Raw genomic sequence first — 16,354 nt, 5'->3', positions numbered from 1 at the left:
GGTCGGTTCCGAGTCAGGGGATCCATGACCACCACTCCGTCGACCGTCGCACGTGCGCGCCGACTCCCACGCTTCGCCGGCGCGCTCACGGTGCTGGCCCTGGCCGCCGGTGCCCTCGTCGCGACCGCTGAACCCGCCGCGGCATCGGCGGTGTGGGTCGGATCGGCACCCGCCGGCACCAAGATCAACCCCGGCGACCAGGTGACGTCGCCGAACGGCCAGTTCAAGCTCATCATGCAGGGCGACGGCAACCTGGTCGAGTACGGCATCGGGAACCGCGTGCTGTGGGCCTCGAACACCGCCGGTTCCCCCGGCGCGATCGCGGTCGTCGGCAAGAACCGTGCCCTCGACATCACCAAGAACGGCAAGCGACTGGCGCGCTGGGCCTCGGCCGGCACCGTGAACTCGACGGCGCTGAAGATCCGCGCCGACGGCACCATGGCGCTGCTCGCCGGCAAGTCCGTCGTCGTGAACTGGACCACCTACCAGGACCGGGTCGCCTCGGGGAACACGCTCCTCGGCGGCACCGTGCTGCGCTCCGACGCCACGAACACACGCATCCTCAACATGCGCACCGACGGCAACCTGGTGCAGAAGGTCAGCGGTCGCGTCGTCTGGCAGTCGCGCACCGGCGGGCACCCCGGCGCCTGGGCCGAACTGCAGTCCAAGGGCAACTTCGTCATCTGGACCCGTGACGCATCGCGCAAGAAGGTCGCGCTCTGGACCTCGCGCACCGGCACGGCCGGCTCCGGCAACCTGCTCGTGCAGGTCGACGGCAACGTCGTGCTCTACGGCTCCAAGGACACCCGCGTCTGGTCGAGCCGACCCGTCACCGGACTGGCCTGGCCCGTCAACGGGACGAAGATCACCGGCAAGTACGGCGACGACCGTGGCGCCGGACACGTCCCGCGCTACCACCAGGGCACCGACGCGCCCGTGCCCGTCGGCACCCCGGTGTACGGCTCCGGCACCGGCGAGGTGACCAAGACCGTGGCGAACGACGCCTCGTACGGCAACTACATCGTCGTGACCTACGGCATGACCGCGGTGCTCACCGCCCACCTCAGCAAGATCGAGGTGAAGAAGGGCCAGATCGTGAAGCTCGGTACCGAGATCGCGAAGTCCGGCAACACCGGCCAGTCGACCGGCCCGCACGTGCACGTCGAGACGCGGCGCAACGGCACGCTCGTCGACCCGTTGAAGAACATGCACTTCCGCTGATCCGGGAGCGCTGGCGGCGTACCGCTTCGTGAGCAGAAATGGTCGGGTCGCCTTCGGGCACCCGACCATTCCTGCTCACGAAGTGCGGGCGCCCCGCACCCGGCGAACGCTCACTCCATCGAGTGGAACATCACATGACAGGCTGTCCCGATGGGTGTGGGAGAGATCGACCGCAAACGGCGGGCTGCTGTGTACATCGACGGCTTCAATCTCTACCGACGCGCCCTGGAACACCGGCCGGATTGCCGGTGGCTGGACGTCCGCAAGCTGAGTGAGACGCTCCTCCCGGATTTCGAGGTCATCGTCGTGCGGTACTTCACTGCGCGCGTGCGTTTCGTCGAAGGGGAAGATCCGGCGGCGCCGTCCAGGCAGAGCGCTTACCTGCGCGCCCTCGCGACGCTCCCCGCGGTCACCACGCACTTCGGCACGTTCCGTTCCGATCGGCGATGGATGGCGAAGAGTCCGCTCGAACTGGACGACGACGGTTCCCCGCGCACTGTGCGGGTCCGGAAGATCGAGGAGAAGGGGTCGGACGTGAGTCTGGCTGCGCACTTGGTCTGCGATGCGATGGACGGGTTGGTCGACGCGGCCTTCGTCCTGTTGAACGACTCCGACTTCGTCGACGCACTGCGAATCGTCCGCGAAAGGGGTGGCGTCGAGATCGGGCTCATGTGCCCGAGCCCTTTCCCTGCGCGGAGTCTCCTCGCACTGGAGCCCGACCATGTGCGTCACGTTCGGGCGGCCGCCATGCGCGACTCGCAGCTGCCCGACAGGATCGCGGACGTTCACGGTGTCATCACGCGACCGAAGCGTTGGCGTGCCAGAAGTACAGAAGCCCCGCCAGAGGCGGGGCTTCGCGCCCGGTAGTCGAGACATCCGGGGGTGTGCGGCCAATGTACTGCGTATCACCACGGGGTGCAACCGGACTGCGCAGGACCTGCTCCCTGCCACGAAACGAGGACTCATGACCACGATGTTCACATCGCACGCGCATCGAGAGGGGAAGTGGTGGGTCGTCCAGAACGATCAGGCGCCAGGAGCGATCTCGCAGGTCAGTCGAATCGAGCTGGCCGCCGGAGCGCAGCGGGAAGCGATCGCCTTCGTCGCCGAGACCGTCGTCGACGATGTCGCGGTGGTGATCCGGATGGAGCGACCTTCGTGAGCAGGAATGGTCGGGTCGCCTTCGGGCACCCGACCATTGCTGCTCACGAAGTGCGGGCAGGGCGGCGCGGATACCCTTGACCGGATGACATCGCGCGGCGGGACTGGGGCTGGGAACGGGGCCGACGCGGAGGCCGTGCTCGTCGCCTTCGCGCGCACCAGCGGGGACGTCGCGGCGGCGCGCCGGGTCGCACGGCGGTTCGAGGGCCTCGACGACGGCGAGCGCTCGGCGCTGCTCTGGAGCGACGACGACGGCGCGAAGCTCATCGCCGTGCTGCTGCTGGTGCAGGCGATGCGCGAGCACCCCGATCCGGAGCTGACCGACGAGTACCTGTCGGCAGCGAAGGCCGAGCGCTTCGACGACCCGGCGCTGGTCGACCTGGCAGCCGAGGAGCTCGTCGGTGCGCCGCTCGTGGGCGGCTCGACGGGGCCGCTGTTCGCGCTCGTGAAGTCCGACGTGGCGATGGTGCGCCGGATCGCGGTCGTGGCGACGCTGGCGTTCGCGAAGCAGGGCGACGCCGAGGTGCCACTCGGGATCGCCGGACGCCTGGTGCGGGAGCGGAGCGACACCGTGCAGTCGGCGCTGGGGTGGGTCCTGCGCGAGACGGGCAAGCGCGCGTCGGAGCCGGCGCTCTTTGCGTTCCTCGAGAAGAGCGGACGGTTCCTGACGCCTGCGGCGCGCCACACGGCGACCGAGCACCTACCGCCGGCAGAACGTGACCGCCTGCGGGCCTGAGCGCGAACGACGCTGGCAACCAACTGTGCAGTCGGCTCTACCGACCATGTGGTCGGTTAAGGTCTCCGAGTGACCGAAACCACCCCGAGCACCAGCACCACCCCGATCCACCGCGCCTCCGTCCGTGAATGGGCGTCGCTCGGCGTCCTCACCCTGGCCGTGGTGCTGCTCGCGATCGACGGCACCGTGCTGGCCCTCGCCGTCCCGTCGCTGACCGCCGACCTCGACCCGACCGCGACGCAGGTGCTCTGGATCGGCGACGTCTACTCGTTCGCGCTCGCGGGCCTCCTCGTCACGATGGGCAACGTCGCCGACCGGATCGGCCGGAAGCGCCTGCTGCTCATCGGCGCGGTCGCGTTCGGCCTGGCCTCGGCCGCCGCGGCGTTCGCGCAGACGCCCGAGCTCCTCATCGCCGCGCGGGCACTGCTCGGCATCGCCGGAGCGACCCTGATGCCGTCGACCCTGTCGCTGGTGCGCACGATCTTCCGCGACGCCCGGCAGCGCACCACCGCGATCGCCGTGTGGTCAGCGGGTGCGACGGGTGGTGCCGCCGCCGGACCGCTCGTCGGCGGTGCGCTGCTCGAGCACTTCTGGTGGGGCTCGGTCTTCCTCATCAACATCCCCGTCATCGTCGTGATCGTCATCGCCGGAGCCATCCTCCTGCCCGAGTCGAAGGGCGGCTCGCGCACCCCGATCGACCTGCTCTCCGCCGTCCTCTCGGTGCTGGCGATCGTGCCGCTCGTGTACGCCGTGAAGCACGTCGCCGGGCACGGGTTCGACTGGACGGTGCCCCTGACGGCACTCCTCGGCATCGGCGCCGGCTGGTGGTTCGTCCGCCGCCAGAAGCGCCTCACGACACCGCTCATCGACCTGCAGCTGTTCCGGATCCCGGCGTTCTCGGGCGCCGTCGTCGCGAACTCGTTGTCGGTCTTCGCGCTGAGCGGCCTGCTGTTCTTCTTCTCGCAGTACCTGCAGCTGGTCCGCGGGTTCACGCCGCTGCTCGCCGGAGCGGCCGAGCTGCCGGCGACCCTGGCCTCGATCGCGGTGATCGCGATCATCGGGCTGCTGTCCCGGCGGGTCGGACCCGGCCGGTCGATCGGTCTCGGCCTGGCGGTCGCCGCCGTGGGCATGGCCGGCCTCGCGTTCGCCGAGGGGCTGCCGACGTACTGGGGGATCGCGATCGCCCTCGCCGTGGTTGGCCTGGGCGTCGGGGTCTCGATGACCCTGGCCACCGACGCAGTCGTCGCCGCGGCACCGCGGGAGCGTGCCGGTGCGGCCTCGGCCATCTCCGAGACCGGGTACGAACTGGGCGTCGCGCTCGGCATCGCGGTGCTCGGCTCGCTGCAGACCGCGTTCTACCGGTCGAACCTCGACGTCACGAGCGGCGCGGTCAGCGGCGGTGTCGGCGACCGGATCCGTGAGTCCCTGGCGTCGGCGTCCCAGGTCCTGCAGGACGGCGACCCGATCCTCGAGCACGCTCGGCACGCCTTCACCGGCGGCATGCAGCTCGCCTCGATCTGCGCGGCCGTGGCGCTCGCCGTCGCCGCCGCGGTCGCACTCCGGGTGATCCCGAACCGGCAGGATGGACCGCATGAGCACTGAAGGTCGTCATGAGCACTGACGGCACCCGCGATCGTGAGCGCACTCGCCAGGCGGTCCTCGATGCCGCCGAGCGGCTGCTCGCCGAGCGCGGCACCCGGGTGAGCGTCGCCGAGATCGCGGCGGACGCCGGCGTCTCCAAGAGCGGCCTGCTCCACCACTTCCCGTCGAAGGACGAGCTGCTCCTCGCCGTCGCCGCGCACGGTCTCGCGACGTTCAAGGACGAGGTGCTGCGGCACGTCGACCTGGCCGAGAACCGCCCTGGCAAGGTCCTCCGCGCCTACGTGCGGACCCTGTGCGGCGGCAGCCAACGCGCCATGGAGGTCTTCTCGCCGACCGCGCATTGGACCGGTCTGATGGCGGTGCCGGGGGTCGAGGCGGTCGTCGCGGCGGACGCCGAGGACTGGCGCGCGGTGTTCGCGCGCGACGGCCTGCCCGAGGACCGCACGTTGGTCGTCCGGCACGCGGCCGAGGGGCTCGCAGCAGCTGTCGCCATGCCGCCGTACCTGGACGCACGCGAGCTGACGGTCACCCGTGACGCGCTGCTCGCCCTGGCAGAACCCGCCTGACGACCCGGCCAGGAGGCCCGGTGCCGGCGCGCCCCGCCGGTCACCAGGGCAGGCGGCCGGCCCGACCCCCGTGGTCCGGTCGGCGGTGTCGGCCTACCCTGGGGCCATGCACACCGAAGTGCCCCGGATCGACGCCGCACTCGTGGAACGACTCGTCGCGACGCAGTTCCCCGAGTGGAACGGCCTGCCCGTGCGCGAGGTCGACCACCAGGGCTGGGACAACCGCACGTACCGACTCGGCGACGCGCTGTCCGTCCGGCTGCCGAGTGCCGCCGGCTACGTGCCCGCGGTCGAGAAGGAGCAGGACGTCCTGCCGTACCTGGCACGCCGGTTGGACGTCGCGGTCCCCGAGCCGGTCGGTCTGGGCGAACCGGGCGAGGGGTACCCGTTCCCGTGGTCGGTCCGGCGGTGGCTCGACGGGACGGTGGCGGCGCGTGCGGTCGACCTCGACCACGAGCGCTTCGCCGCCGACGTCGGCGCGGTGCTCCGGCAGCTCCGGAGCCTCCCCGCCACCGGGGGCCCGACCGCCGGCGTGCACTCGTTCCACCGTGGCGAGCACCCCTCGGTGTACGGCGCCGAGGTCGTCGCGGCGCTCGACACCCTGGGCGCGCAGGTCGACCGTGCCGCGTGCGAACGCATCTGGGACGACGCGGTCGCCTCGACCTGGGACCGTCCGGGGGTCTGGTTCCACGGGGACGTGGCGCCGGGCAACCTGCTCGTGGACGACGCGGGACGCCTCGCCGCCCTGATCGACTTCGGCACGTGCGGGGTCGGTGACCCGGCCTGCGACCTCGTGCTCGCGTGGACGTTCCTCGAGCCGGCGGCGCGCCCGGTGTTCCACGAGGCCGTGGGGCTCGACGCCGACGCGTGGGCGCGGGCGCGCGGCTGGGCGCTGTGGAAGGCGCTCATCATGCTCGCGGGTAGTGCCGGTCCGGGCGACCGCGCGGAGCACGAGCGCGTGCTCGCCACGATGCTCGCGGATCCGGTCGTCTGACCGGGCGGCGGAGCCCCGAACCCAGGCGGGGCTGTGAACGCACCACGGGGCGGGCGCGTACCGAGGAGGGAGAAGCGAGCCGCGCCTCCCGGCCGGCCCGAAGCGACCACGAGAGGAACGCGACGTGCGCGCACTGACCTGGCAGGGCACCGAGAAGGTGTCCGTCGAGACCGTCCCCGACCCGACCATCCAGGAACCGACCGACGCGATCGTGCGGATCACGTCCACGGCGATCTGCGGCTCCGACCTGCACCTGTACCGGGTCCTCGGCCCGTACATCGACAAGGGCGACGTCCTCGGCCACGAACCCATGGGCATCGTCGAGGCGGTCGGCAGCGCCGTCACGAACCTGAAGGTCGGCGACCGGGTCGTCGTCCCCTTCAACATCTCGTGCGGTCACTGCTGGATGTGCAAGAACGGCCTGCAGTCGCAGTGCGAGACCACCCAGGTCACCGAGTACGGCTCGGGAGCGGCGCTCTTCGGCTACACGAAGATGTACGGCCAGGTCCCCGGCGGCCAGGCCGAGTACCTCCGGGTCCCGCACGCGGACTACGGCCCCATCGTGATCCCGGACGACGGCACGCCCGACGACCGCTGGCTGTTCCTCAGCGACATCCTGCCCACCGCGTGGCAGGCCGTGCAGTACGCGAACGTGCCGGAGGGTGGCACGCTCGCGGTGCTCGGACTCGGCCCCGTCGGCCAGTTCGCCGCCCGCATCGGCAAGCACCTGGGCTACCGCGTGCTCGCCGTCGACCCCGAACAGGTCCGCCGCGACCTGGGGGCGAAGCACGGCGCCGAGGTGTTCGACCTGACCAAGGACACCGTGCCGGAGCTCGTCGACCTGACCGACGGCCGCGGCCCGGACGGTGTCGTCGACGCCGTCGGTATGGAGGCGCACGGCAACCCCGTCGCCGGCTTCGCGCAGCGAGCGGCCGGGTTGCTGCCCGACGCACTGGCGCAGAAGGCGATCGAGGTCGCCGGCATCGACCGGCTCGCAGCCGTGCACGCCGCGATCGACCTGGTCCGCCGCGGTGGCACCGTCTCCCTGAGCGGCGTCTACGGCGGCATGGCCGACCCGATGCCGATGATGACGCTCTTCGACAAGCAGATCACCATCCGCGAGGGCCAGTGCAACGTGAAGCACTGGATCGACGACATCATGCCGCTCGTGCAGGACCCGTCGGACCCGCTCGGCACGCTCGACCTGACCACGCACCGGGTGTCGCTCGAGGACGCCCCGCACATGTACGAGGTGTTCCAGAAGAAGCAGGACGGCTGCGTCAAGGTCGTGCTCGACCCCGCCCTGGCCGCCGCCTGATGCGGATCGTCGTCGTCGGCGGGACCGGCAACGTCGGGACGGCGGTGCTCCGTCGGCTCGCGGAGGCGCGGGTCGCCGCGCGGGCGGACGGGGCCTCGCCCGGTGCCTCCGACAGCGACGGGCGCGGCGGCAGCGTCGAGATCGTCGGCGTCGCGCGGCGGCTGCCGGACGTGCACGCGGAGCCGTACGGTTCCGCCGTCTGGCACGCCGTCGACATCGGCGCGTCCGACGCGGTCGGCCAGCTCACCGCGGTCTTCACCGGTGCCGACGCCGTGATCCACCTGGCCTGGGCGCTGCAGCCGACGCACGACATCCCGCTGCAGTACCGGACGAACGTCACCGGCACCGCGAACGTGCTGTCGGCCGTGGCGCGAGCAGGGGTGCCACAGGTCGTCGTCGCGTCGTCGGTCGGGACCTACCGAGGCGTCGACGCCGCGGGCAAGCGGACCCCGGTCGACGAGAGCTGGCCGACCGACGGCATCCCCACCGCGACGTACTCGATCCACAAGGCCGAGAACGAAGCGGCGATGGACGCGTTCGAGGCAGACCATCCGTCCGTGGTCGTCACACGGCTGCGCCCGGGGTTGATCTTCCAGCGGGACGCCGCCGCCGAGATCCGCGGGCTGTTCCTCGGACACCTCGTGCCGATGTCGATCGTGCGGTGGATCCGGTGGCTCGTGCTGCCCCTGCCGTACCCGTTCGTGTTCCAGGCGGTGCACGCCGACGACGTCGCGGACGCGTACTGGCGGACCGTCGACCAGCGGGCCGGCGGAGCGTTCAACATCGCTGCGTCGCCCGTGCTCAACCCGCCGCGGTTGGCCCGGGCGTTCGGCATGCTCGGTGCCGTCCGGATCCCGCTCGGACTGCTGCGCGGGATCGTGACGCTGACGTGGCGGCTGCGGTTGCAGCCGACGGACGCCGGCTGGATCGACATCGCGGCCGGCGTGCCGATCATGCGGACCGACCGTGCCCGGTCGGTGCTCGGATGGGAGGCCCGGCACACCTCCGAAGACGCGTTGCGTGCGCTCGTGGCCGGGTTCGCGGACGGGGCGCACGTGGCCGCGTCGGATCCGCTGCGGGGGTAGCTGGGCTGGGCGGGGGCTGGGCGGGGCTGGTGCTGCCGGGGCGTTGCGGGTGCTTTCGGGCGTACCTGGTCGGAAGTTTCGGCCAGGTACGCCCGATTCCGCTTCCCATCGCGGGTGTTCTGGGAAGGAACGGGCGCTCGGGTCGCGCTACGCTTCGCTCGTCGTTGTGAGAAGGGGGAGCGCGATGGTGCTCAGTTGGTCGGCGTTCAGCGAACTCGAGGGACCGGGCGGCTCGGGGATGCCCGACCTGTTCGGCGGTTGGTTCGGCATCGCGTTCGGGGTCGTCGCAGCCCTGACGATCCTCACCACCCTGACGATCGTCGTCCTGACGCTCTACCGGGGCAAGCGGATGGCCGACCGCGGTCAGAACCCGCTCACCATGCAGGAGGACATCGCGTACCAGGCGATGCAGAGCCGGACGCTCGCGCCCGAGAAGCCGCTCGAACAGCGGTTGGCGGAACTCGACGACCTGCACGCTCGCGGTGTGATCTCCGACGAGGAGCACCGGGCGGCGCGAGCCGAGGCCCTGCGCGGATGATCGCCTCCGAGGAGCTGCACAACCCGCTCATCCCGCCGCTGTACGACATCGTGTGGAGCGTGGCGATGGGGCTCATCGTGGTCGCCGTCGTCGTCACCGTGTGGATCGCGGTCGTCCGGAGCCGTCGCTCGAACGGTGCGCCCCGGACGCTCCGCGAGCAGCGGTTGGCGGAACTCGACGACCTGCACGCTCGCGGTGTGATCTCCGACGAGGAGCACCGGGCGGCCCGAGCCGAGGCCCTGCGCGGATAGCCTGGGGCGGTGCTGCTGCCGACGGACCTGCTGGGGGAGTGGGTGCTCCGCCGGACCCTGGACGACCGGCGTGCCGGCGTGCAGGGCATCGTCACCGGCACCACGACGCTGACCGCGGTCGGCGCGGACGAGGTGCGCTGGGACGAAGCGGGCGTGATGACCTTCGACGGCCGGGCCACCCCGGTGTCGCGCACGCTGACCGTCCGGCGCGACGATGACCACGCGTGGACCGTGCACTTCGCCGACGGCCGGGTGTTCCACGACTGGGTGTGGGGCACGAGCGTCGCCCACGCCTGTGCTCCGGACGACTACACCGGGGCACTGGACGGCGACGAGCAGCGGTGGACCGTGCGCTGGGAAGCCCGGGGCCCGGCGAAGGACTACCGGCTCGACAGCGTGCTGGAGCGTCACGGCACGCGCCAGACTGAGTCCATGGCACGTTCCTCCGGCACCGAAGCCCCGCGCATCACCCTGACCGAGCCCGTCGACCTGCAGGACTGGGTCCCCGGACCCGGCGACGTCCTGACCGGCGACCGCATCGAGGGGAAGCGCATCGGCGTGCTCGACCTGGCCGGTGAGCGGCTGCCCGATCTCGAGATCGAGGAGTGCGTCATCGACACGCTCCGGGGCGACGGCGCCGACTTCCGTGGCCTGCGGGTGCACGACTCGATCATCGACACGCTCGACGCCCCGGTGCTGCGGGCGTCGAGCAGTTCGTGGCGCGAGGTCCGGGTGTCCGGCGGGCGCATCGGCTCGGGTGAGCTGTACGACTCCGGGCTGAACGGCGTCGAGTTCGTCGGGATGAAGTTCGGGTTCGTGAACCTGCGCGGGTCGACGCTCACCGACGTGGTGTTCCGCGACTGCGTCATCGACGAGCTCGACATCGCGGACGCGAAGCTGCTGCGGGTGTCGTTCGAGGGCAGCAGCATCCGCGACGCCGAGGGGTCCAACACCCGGATCGACCACGTGGACCTGCGGGGTGCGGACCTCGACCGGGTCGAGCGCCTCGAGGGGTTCCGCGGTGCGACGATCGGCGCCGACCAGCTGTACACGCTCGCCCCGCTGCTGGCGGCGCAGGCGGGCTACCGCGTCGACTGACGGCTGCCCCGAGTCTCGGGGTGGACGACACTCCTCGCGGCTCCGAGCGCGAGAACTGTCGCTCAGGCCGAGACTCGCCCAGAGCCCGCCGCCGCGGCCAACGCCGCCGCGAGGTCCGCCTGCACCAGGTCGCCGTGCGCCGCCGCTCCCGCCTGGACCCCAGCGGCAGCGGACGCGATGACCGTCGCCATCGGGGCCGCCACGTTGCCGGCCGCGTACACACCGCGCACCGAGGTCTGCCCGGCCGGGTCGACCGTCAGCGCACTCGCGTACCGGAAGTCGCCCATGAACTGGTCGGTGGCGACCAGGCCGAGCCCGGACAGGAAGTCCACGCGCGCCTCAGCGGTGCTCGCCGCGGCCAGGGCGTCGAGTTCGACGACCTCGCCGGAGCCGAGCGTGACCCCGGTCAGCGTGCCCTCCGACGAGCGGACCTGCGTGACCGTGTCATCCACGACCTCGATCCCGCGGGCCCGCAAACCGGCCAGGGCGGTGTCGTCGACGAGTGCCGGATCGGTGACGAACGCCGTCACGTGCTCGCTCAACGCCCGGAACATCAGCGCGTGGTGCACGCCGTTCGGTGTCGTCACGAGCACGCCGATGCGCTGGTCGCGGATCTCCCATCCGTGGCAGAACGGGCAGTGCACGACCCCGCGCCCCCACTGCTCGGCCAGGCCCGGTACCTGCGGCAGGACGTCCACGGCGCCGGAGGCGACGACGAGCCTGCGGGCGGTGACGACCGTGCCGGAGTCCAGCGTGACCGAGAAGCCGACCAGGTCGGTGCCGTCGCCCGTCGTCGCGGACGCGGCCACGATCCTCCCGGCCGTCACCTCGACTCCGTAGGCGGCGACCTCGTCGCGACCGATCGCGGACAGCTCGGCGGGGGCGATGCCCTCGCGCCCGAGGTAGTTGTGGGCGCCTGCCGACGGCGCGTTGCGGGGCTCGCCCGCGTCGACGACGAGGACGGAGCGGCGGGAGCGCCCGAGGACGAGGGCGGCGGAGAGGCCGGCGGCTGCTCCGCCGATGACGATGACGTCGTAGTGATCACGCATGCAAGGAGCATGCGGCCGATGGGTCGCGGACAGCAAGGAACCTTGCTGATGTGGCAAGCTGGGCAGCATGTCCCACGGCCCGCAGGAACCAGTCGCCCCCCGCACGACCGCCCAGGTCGTCGACGGCGTGGGTCCCCGGTTGCGCGCGCTCCGTGCCCACCGGGACGTCACGCTTGCCGCCCTGTCCGAGGAGACCGGGGTGTCGGTGAGCACGCTGTCGCGGCTCGAGTCGGGGCAGCGCAAGCCGACGCTCGAGCTTCTGCTCCCACTGGCGCGGGCGTACCAGGTGCCGCTCGACGACCTGGTCGGAGCTCCGCAGACCGGAGACCCCCGGGTGCACATGAAGCCCGAGGTGCACGGCGGCCGGGTCGTCGTGCCGTTGACGAAGCGCACCGGCGGCGTGCGGTCGTTCAAGCAGCTGTTCCCACCGAACACACCAGGCGGCGAACCGTCGCTCAAGACGCACGAGGGCTACGAGTGGCTCTACGTGTTGTCCGGGCGGCTGCGCCTGGTGCTCGGCGAACACGACCTCGACCTCGGGCCGGGTGAGGTCGCCGAGTTCGACACCCACACCCCGCACTGGATGGGCAACGTCACCGACTCGGTGACCGAGGTGCTGTGCCTGTACGGGCCCCAGGGAGAGCGAGCGCACGTGCGGTCGCGACCGACGCGCTGACCCGCTGGCCCGCTGGCCCGCTGGCCCGCTGGCCCGCTCGGTCTACGACGTGAAGACGTGGTCCATGACGTCGTCGAGGAGCCCCGAGGTCTCGATGTTCGACTGCTGGATGTGGATGCCGATGTCACCACGCGTGAAGTAGGTGTCGCCGTCGGTCACGGGGTACTGCTCGTTCTTCGACACCTTCTGGCACTGGTAGCCCTCGGCCTCGTTGCCGCAGTCGTAGCCGTCGTCCGGCAGCTTCTGCAGCGCTGCGCTCGCCGTTGCCGAGTCCACGACGTCGACTGCGATCGACAGGTACGAGATGTCGGCCTGCGGTTCCCGCCACACGCAGTACAGACGCTTGCCGTCGGCCTGCAGGACGGGGGTGAAGGCACTCTTCGGGATCGCGATCGGGTCGCCGACGACCGAGGGGTCGTTCAGCGGAGTGGAGGCGAACGCGTCGTCCCACTTGCCGGGGGTGATGAGATCGGTGCAGCTCGCCGGCACCGTGCCGCCGTCGTAGTCGACCCCGGGGACCTGCGTGATCGTCGATGTCGGCTCCGGAGTACTGCTCGGGCTGGCGCTCGGTGTGCCGGTGCTCTCCGCCGTCGTCGCGGACGGCGTACCCGGTCCCGCTGGAGCGCTCTGGGCGCAGCCCGACAGGGCGAGTCCGATCGCCAGTGCCGCCGTCAGCGTCGCCGTGATCCCGGATGTCGTCGTGCGCGCTGATCGCCGCATCGTTCCCCCTCGTTCGTCGTGCGGACGTGCCCGCACGATCGAACGTAGGCGGACGTGCTGGTGGCGTCCGCAAGCGTCACCGTTCCGTGACCCCGTCAGCGCGTGCGCCACCCGCGCCGCACCCGCAACCCGGCGCGCACCCGCCGCGCCCACCGACGCACCGGGTTCGCCCGCCGGCCGTTCACGCGGAACGTGTGGAAGGCGCGTCGCGTCCGCAACAGTGCGGACGGGAGGCCCGACAACGGTCGCGCGGACACCTGCACCGTGAGCACGGGGTCGGCCACCACCCGCCAGGCCGGGTCGAGCTGCATGCTCAGGTCGACGTCGTCGTGCACCTCGGGGTCCTCGCGGTGCGCTCGGCTGTGGACCGCGTCCCAGGTCCAGCGCCGCATCGCCATCGCGGAACCGAACAGCGGTGGGCGGCCGAGCGCGGCCCACATGAGCGCGAAGTACGGCCGCATGTAGACGGCGTCCCACAGTCGGCCGATCAGCGGTCCGCCGTCGTGCGGGCATCCGGGCCCGGTCACCGCGACCACCGACGGATCGGCCAACAGCCGCACCGCGTCGGCGATCCACCCCGGCGGCGGGACGGAGTCGGCGTCGAGTCGGACGAGGACGTCCCCGGAGGCCCGGTCATAGCCGCGCGCCGAGGCCCGGGCGATGCCACGGATGCGTTCGGTGAGCACGATCGCCCCCGCTGCCTGGGCGACCTCGGCACTGTCGTCCCGGCTGCCGTTGTCGACCACGACGACCTCGTCGGCGAGCAGTGTCTGCACCGCGAGGGCGTCGAGGCAGCGTCGCAGGTGCGCAGCGTCGTCGCGCACGGGGATGACGACGGAGACGCGGACCATCCTCCGATCCAACCGGAGGTCCGCTGTGCGACCACGCGGTAGCGTTCCGGGCATGGACCGGACCGACGAACTCGCCGTGGAGCTCCGGCACGCGATCGGTCGCGTCGTGCGCGCTGCGAAGCGCGAGGCGGACTCGCTGCCCACCGCCCACGCGACGACCCTCGGGTTCCTCGAGCGCGAGGGGCCGATGCCGATCGCCGAGCTGGCACGTCGCCGGGCGGTGAAGCACCAGGGGCAGTCGCGCACGGTGGGGGAGCTCGCCGACCTCGGGTACGTCGAGCGGACGGCGTCGGACGCCGACCGTCGCGTGTCGGTCATCCGCATCTCCGACACCGGCAGCGAGGTCCTCCGCCGGGACATGCTCGCGCGGGCCGACTGGTTGGCGACGGCGATCCGCGAGGAGCTCGACGACGAGGAACGCGCGGCCCTCGAACGCCTGCCCGGCATCTTCGAACGGTTGGCCCGGCGCGCCGACTGAGTGCTCCCTCACCCGGATCGGCCACCAGAAGTACAACACAGTTGTAGTGTTGTCGGCATGGAGCTGACGAAGTACAACCACGCCACCGTCGTCCTCGAGCAGGACGGCACCACCCTCGTCATCGACCCGGGTACCTTCACGCCCGAGGCTGCTGATCTTGCCGGCGCTGCCGCCGCGGTCCTCATCACCCACGAGCACGCCGACCACTTCGACGTCGACGCCGTCCGTGCCGGGCTCGACGCGAACCCGTCGCTCGTGGTCCGCGGGCCGGCGGCGATCGTCGAGCAGCTGGGTGACCACGACGGCCGCGTCGCTGCGGTCCGTGCCGGTGACGCGTTCGAGGTCGGGCCGTTCTCCGTGCAGGTCTTCGGCGAGCACCACGCCGTCATCCACCGTGACATCCCGACGATCGCGAACGTCGGGTACCTGGTGAACGGCACCGTCTTCCACCCGGGTGACGCGTACCTCGAGCCGGGTGTCCCCGTGCAGACGCTGCTCCTGCCGACCAGCGGTCCGTGGACGAGTACCGCCGCCGCGGTCGACTACGTCCGATCGGTGGCGCCGGAGCGTGCCGTGCAGATCCACGAGGCGATGCTGAGCGATCTCGGCCAGCAGTCCACCGCGCGGTTCCTCGGGTCCGACGGTCTCGGACCGGTGCCGGTCCTGATCCTGTCCGCGGGGGGATCGATCGCCGTCTGACGGACGCGACCGTGCTCCTGGGAGGCGAGCCGCGCCTCCCGGGCAGCATGGAGGGATGTCCGACGCTCCCTCGACCGCAGTCCTCTTCGACATCGACGGCACGCTCGTCGACTCGAACTACGCCCACATCGACGCCTGGTGGCGAGCTGCCCGCGCAGCGGGCGAGTCCGTGGACGCCTGGCGGATCCACCGCGCGATCGGCATGGACTCCGCGAAGCTGCTCGAGACGCTGCTGCCGGACGCCTCCGACGAGACGCGCGACACCGTCAAGCAGTTCAACACCGCCTACTTCGCCGAGCACATGCCCCAGCTGCGGCTGCTGCCGGGCGCCCGTGAGCTGCTCCGTGCGGTCGCCGAGGCCGGGCACGCCGTCGTCCTGGCGACGAGTGCGCCGGAGCACGAACTGACGCGGCTGCGCGAACTGCTCGACGCCGAGGAGTGGCTCACCGCGGTGACGAGTTCCGAGGACGTCGAACAGGCGAAGCCGGACCCCGGGATCATCCAGGTGGCGCTCGACCGGGCCGGTGTGCGTACCGATGCTGCCGTGATGGTCGGCGACGCGATGTGGGACGTCGAATCGGCCGGACGCGTCGGCGTGACCTGCGTCGCGGTGATGACCGGCGGCATCGGCGGCGACGAACTCCGCGGCGCCGGCGCCGCCGAGGTCCACGACGACGCCGCTGCCGTGCTCGCCGCGCTGCGGTCCGGGGACGGCGCGATCGCCGCGCTGGGTGGGCGCGCGTGAGCGTGCACCGCTGCCGGCATCCGTGACAGGATCGTCGACCGTGATCACGATCGAACGCGTGTCCTGGGGCGACCCCCGATCCGTGGCGCTCCGCGCCCGCATGGACGACGAGATGCACGAACGCTACGGTTCGTCGAACGGCGACGAGGACCCGGCGATCACGGCTGAGCGGAGCCGCGCGCTGTCCGTTGATCCGTCGACCGTCGTCGCCTCGGTCCTGGCGCTCGACGAGTCCGGTGACGCCGTCGGGCACATCGCGATCCGCCGTCTCGGCGACGAGGTCGAGCTGAAGCGACTGATCGTGCTGACGTCGGCTCGCGGCAAGGGCGCCGCCACCGCACTGCTCGACGAGTGCGAGCGCATCGGCCGCGAGCTCGGCGCACCCCGGCTCATCCTGCAGACCGGTGACAAGCAGCCCGACGCGGTCGCCCTGTACGAGAAGACCGGGTGGAGCCCGATCCCGGTCTACGCGCCGTACGCGGCGACGATGCCGTGGTCGTTCTGCTTCGAGAAGGCGCTCTGAGGCTTCCCGCCCGTATTGCACTCTCAGGGAGATAGTGCAATTC

Annotated in this window: 20 protein-coding genes; 17 read left to right on the top strand and 3 right to left on the bottom strand. The window is 71.5% G+C overall.

Translation table 11 applies throughout. The annotated features are described in order from the left end of the window. Positions 1–24: 24 nt before the first annotated feature. From ACIPV1_RS16110 to ACIPV1_RS16055, 12 genes are all read left to right on the top strand, one after another. A complete protein-coding gene (locus tag ACIPV1_RS16110; protein ID WP_402726803.1) occupies positions 25–1,221 on the top strand; it encodes a peptidoglycan DD-metalloendopeptidase family protein in 1,197 nt (398 codons plus the stop codon). Between the two features lie 150 nt (positions 1,222–1,371). Further along, the gene (locus ACIPV1_RS16105; protein ID WP_402726802.1) at positions 1,372–2,088 is read left to right on the top strand and encodes an NYN domain-containing protein; all 717 of its coding nucleotides are present in this window, start codon (positions 1,372–1,374) and stop codon (positions 2,086–2,088) included. A 97-nt stretch (positions 2,089–2,185) separates the two neighbouring features. After that, positions 2,186–2,383 carry a hypothetical protein gene (locus ACIPV1_RS16100; RefSeq protein WP_402726801.1) on the top strand — a complete coding sequence of 66 codons (198 nt, stop codon included), beginning with the start codon at positions 2,186–2,188 and terminating at the stop codon, positions 2,381–2,383. 84 nt (positions 2,384–2,467) lie between these two features. Next, on the top strand, positions 2,468–3,118 hold the full coding sequence (locus ACIPV1_RS16095) for a DNA alkylation repair protein (protein ID WP_402726800.1): 651 nt from the start codon (positions 2,468–2,470) through the stop codon (positions 3,116–3,118). A gap of 69 nt (positions 3,119–3,187) precedes the next feature. Beyond that, on the top strand, positions 3,188–4,720 hold the full coding sequence (locus tag ACIPV1_RS16090; protein ID WP_402726799.1) for an MFS transporter: 1,533 nt from the start codon (positions 3,188–3,190) through the stop codon (positions 4,718–4,720). An 8-nt stretch (positions 4,721–4,728) separates the two neighbouring features. After that, positions 4,729–5,286 (top strand): TetR/AcrR family transcriptional regulator, encoded by a 558-nt coding sequence (locus ACIPV1_RS16085; RefSeq protein WP_402726798.1) that lies wholly within the window; start codon positions 4,729–4,731, stop codon positions 5,284–5,286. 106 nt (positions 5,287–5,392) lie between these two features. Then, positions 5,393–6,280, top strand: a complete 888-nt coding sequence (locus ACIPV1_RS16080) for an aminoglycoside phosphotransferase family protein (protein ID WP_402726797.1) — start codon at positions 5,393–5,395, stop codon at positions 6,278–6,280. A 124-nt stretch (positions 6,281–6,404) separates the two neighbouring features. Next, entirely contained in the window at positions 6,405–7,598 is a 1,194-nt protein-coding gene (locus tag ACIPV1_RS16075; RefSeq protein ID WP_131881876.1) for a zinc-dependent alcohol dehydrogenase, read from the top strand. Next, positions 7,598–8,683, top strand: a complete 1,086-nt coding sequence (locus ACIPV1_RS16070) for an NAD-dependent epimerase/dehydratase family protein (protein WP_402726796.1) — start codon at positions 7,598–7,600, stop codon at positions 8,681–8,683. The genes ACIPV1_RS16075 and ACIPV1_RS16070 overlap by 1 nt, the downstream gene beginning before the upstream one ends. Positions 8,684–8,867: 184 nt before the next feature. Further along, complete coding sequence (locus ACIPV1_RS16065) at positions 8,868–9,221, top strand: SHOCT domain-containing protein (RefSeq protein ID WP_131844819.1); 354 nt, start codon at positions 8,868–8,870, stop codon at positions 9,219–9,221. Then, on the top strand, positions 9,218–9,472 hold the full coding sequence (gene ccmI, locus ACIPV1_RS16060; protein ID WP_123294874.1) for a c-type cytochrome biogenesis protein CcmI: 255 nt from the start codon (positions 9,218–9,220) through the stop codon (positions 9,470–9,472). Before ACIPV1_RS16065 ends, ccmI begins: the two co-directional genes overlap by 4 nt. 9 nt (positions 9,473–9,481) lie before the next feature. After that, positions 9,482–10,570, top strand: coding sequence for a DUF6314 family protein (locus ACIPV1_RS16055; protein ID WP_402726795.1), 1,089 nt, complete (start codon positions 9,482–9,484; stop codon positions 10,568–10,570). A gap of 62 nt (positions 10,571–10,632) precedes the next feature. Here the strand turns inward: ACIPV1_RS16055 and ACIPV1_RS16050 are convergent, their stop codons facing one another. Next, positions 10,633–11,619, bottom strand: a complete 987-nt coding sequence (locus tag ACIPV1_RS16050; RefSeq protein WP_402726794.1) for an NAD(P)/FAD-dependent oxidoreductase — start codon at positions 11,617–11,619, stop codon at positions 10,633–10,635. 67 nt (positions 11,620–11,686) lie between these two features. On the opposite strand from ACIPV1_RS16050, the gene ACIPV1_RS16045 reads away from it, so the two are divergent. Continuing rightward, positions 11,687–12,295 (top strand): helix-turn-helix domain-containing protein, encoded by a 609-nt coding sequence (locus ACIPV1_RS16045; protein WP_123339097.1) that lies wholly within the window; start codon positions 11,687–11,689, stop codon positions 12,293–12,295. 42 nt (positions 12,296–12,337) lie between these two features. On the opposite strand, the gene ACIPV1_RS16040 is transcribed toward ACIPV1_RS16045, so the two are convergent. Continuing rightward, a complete protein-coding gene (locus tag ACIPV1_RS16040; RefSeq protein ID WP_402726793.1) occupies positions 12,338–13,015 on the bottom strand; it encodes a hypothetical protein in 678 nt (225 codons plus the stop codon). A gap of 95 nt (positions 13,016–13,110) precedes the next feature. Next, on the bottom strand, positions 13,111–13,866 hold the full coding sequence (locus tag ACIPV1_RS16035; RefSeq protein WP_402726792.1) for a glycosyltransferase family 2 protein: 756 nt from the start codon (positions 13,864–13,866) through the stop codon (positions 13,111–13,113). Between the two features lie 52 nt (positions 13,867–13,918). On the opposite strand from ACIPV1_RS16035, the gene ACIPV1_RS16030 reads away from it, so the two are divergent. The 4 genes from ACIPV1_RS16030 to ACIPV1_RS16015 are packed head-to-tail and all read left to right on the top strand — an operon-like array spanning position 13,919 to position 16,311. Beyond that, a complete protein-coding gene (locus ACIPV1_RS16030) occupies positions 13,919–14,344 on the top strand; it encodes a MarR family winged helix-turn-helix transcriptional regulator (RefSeq protein WP_402726791.1) in 426 nt (141 codons plus the stop codon). A 57-nt stretch (positions 14,345–14,401) separates the two neighbouring features. After that, positions 14,402–15,043, top strand: a complete 642-nt coding sequence (locus ACIPV1_RS16025; RefSeq protein WP_402726790.1) for an MBL fold metallo-hydrolase — start codon at positions 14,402–14,404, stop codon at positions 15,041–15,043. Positions 15,044–15,098: 55 nt separating this feature from the next. Then, complete coding sequence (locus tag ACIPV1_RS16020) at positions 15,099–15,788, top strand: HAD family hydrolase (RefSeq protein ID WP_402726789.1); 690 nt, start codon at positions 15,099–15,101, stop codon at positions 15,786–15,788. 40 nt (positions 15,789–15,828) lie between these two features. Then, positions 15,829–16,311 carry a GNAT family N-acetyltransferase gene (locus ACIPV1_RS16015; protein ID WP_235035794.1) on the top strand — a complete coding sequence of 161 codons (483 nt, stop codon included), beginning with the start codon at positions 15,829–15,831 and terminating at the stop codon, positions 16,309–16,311. Positions 16,312–16,354: the final 43 nt, after the last annotated feature.

Origin of the sequence: Curtobacterium sp. NPDC089991, from assembly GCF_044748425.1 — a bacterium.
In the GTDB taxonomy this organism is placed as follows: domain Bacteria; phylum Actinomycetota; class Actinomycetes; order Actinomycetales; family Microbacteriaceae; genus Curtobacterium.
This window is presented reverse-complemented; position numbering and strand designations above follow the sequence as displayed.

What these genes read in the sequence shown, in the direction of transcription:
- ACIPV1_RS16110 (WP_402726803.1), top strand. Translation starts at nt 25, where the DNA reads ATGACCACCACTCCGTCGACCGTCGCACGTGCGCGCCGACTCCCACGC.
- ACIPV1_RS16105 (WP_402726802.1), top strand. Translation starts at nt 1,372, where the DNA reads ATGGGTGTGGGAGAGATCGACCGCAAACGGCGGGCTGCTGTGTACATC.
- ACIPV1_RS16100 (WP_402726801.1), top strand. Translation starts at nt 2,186, where the DNA reads ATGACCACGATGTTCACATCGCACGCGCATCGAGAGGGGAAGTGGTGG.
- ACIPV1_RS16095 (WP_402726800.1), top strand. Translation starts at nt 2,468, where the DNA reads ATGACATCGCGCGGCGGGACTGGGGCTGGGAACGGGGCCGACGCGGAG.
- ACIPV1_RS16085 (WP_402726798.1), top strand. Translation starts at nt 4,729, where the DNA reads ATGAGCACTGACGGCACCCGCGATCGTGAGCGCACTCGCCAGGCGGTC.
- ACIPV1_RS16080 (WP_402726797.1), top strand. Translation starts at nt 5,393, where the DNA reads ATGCACACCGAAGTGCCCCGGATCGACGCCGCACTCGTGGAACGACTC.
- ACIPV1_RS16070 (WP_402726796.1), top strand. Translation starts at nt 7,598, where the DNA reads ATGCGGATCGTCGTCGTCGGCGGGACCGGCAACGTCGGGACGGCGGTG.
- ACIPV1_RS16065 (WP_131844819.1), top strand. Translation starts at nt 8,868, where the DNA reads ATGGTGCTCAGTTGGTCGGCGTTCAGCGAACTCGAGGGACCGGGCGGC.
- ccmI (WP_123294874.1), top strand. Translation starts at nt 9,218, where the DNA reads ATGATCGCCTCCGAGGAGCTGCACAACCCGCTCATCCCGCCGCTGTAC.
- ACIPV1_RS16050 (WP_402726794.1), bottom strand. Translation starts at nt 11,619, where the DNA reads ATGCGTGATCACTACGACGTCATCGTCATCGGCGGAGCAGCCGCCGGC.
- ACIPV1_RS16045 (WP_123339097.1), top strand. Translation starts at nt 11,687, where the DNA reads ATGTCCCACGGCCCGCAGGAACCAGTCGCCCCCCGCACGACCGCCCAG.
- ACIPV1_RS16040 (WP_402726793.1), bottom strand. Translation starts at nt 13,015, where the DNA reads ATGCGGCGATCAGCGCGCACGACGACATCCGGGATCACGGCGACGCTG.
- ACIPV1_RS16035 (WP_402726792.1), bottom strand. Translation starts at nt 13,866, where the DNA reads ATGGTCCGCGTCTCCGTCGTCATCCCCGTGCGCGACGACGCTGCGCAC.
- ACIPV1_RS16030 (WP_402726791.1), top strand. Translation starts at nt 13,919, where the DNA reads ATGGACCGGACCGACGAACTCGCCGTGGAGCTCCGGCACGCGATCGGT.
- ACIPV1_RS16025 (WP_402726790.1), top strand. Translation starts at nt 14,402, where the DNA reads ATGGAGCTGACGAAGTACAACCACGCCACCGTCGTCCTCGAGCAGGAC.
- ACIPV1_RS16020 (WP_402726789.1), top strand. Translation starts at nt 15,099, where the DNA reads ATGTCCGACGCTCCCTCGACCGCAGTCCTCTTCGACATCGACGGCACG.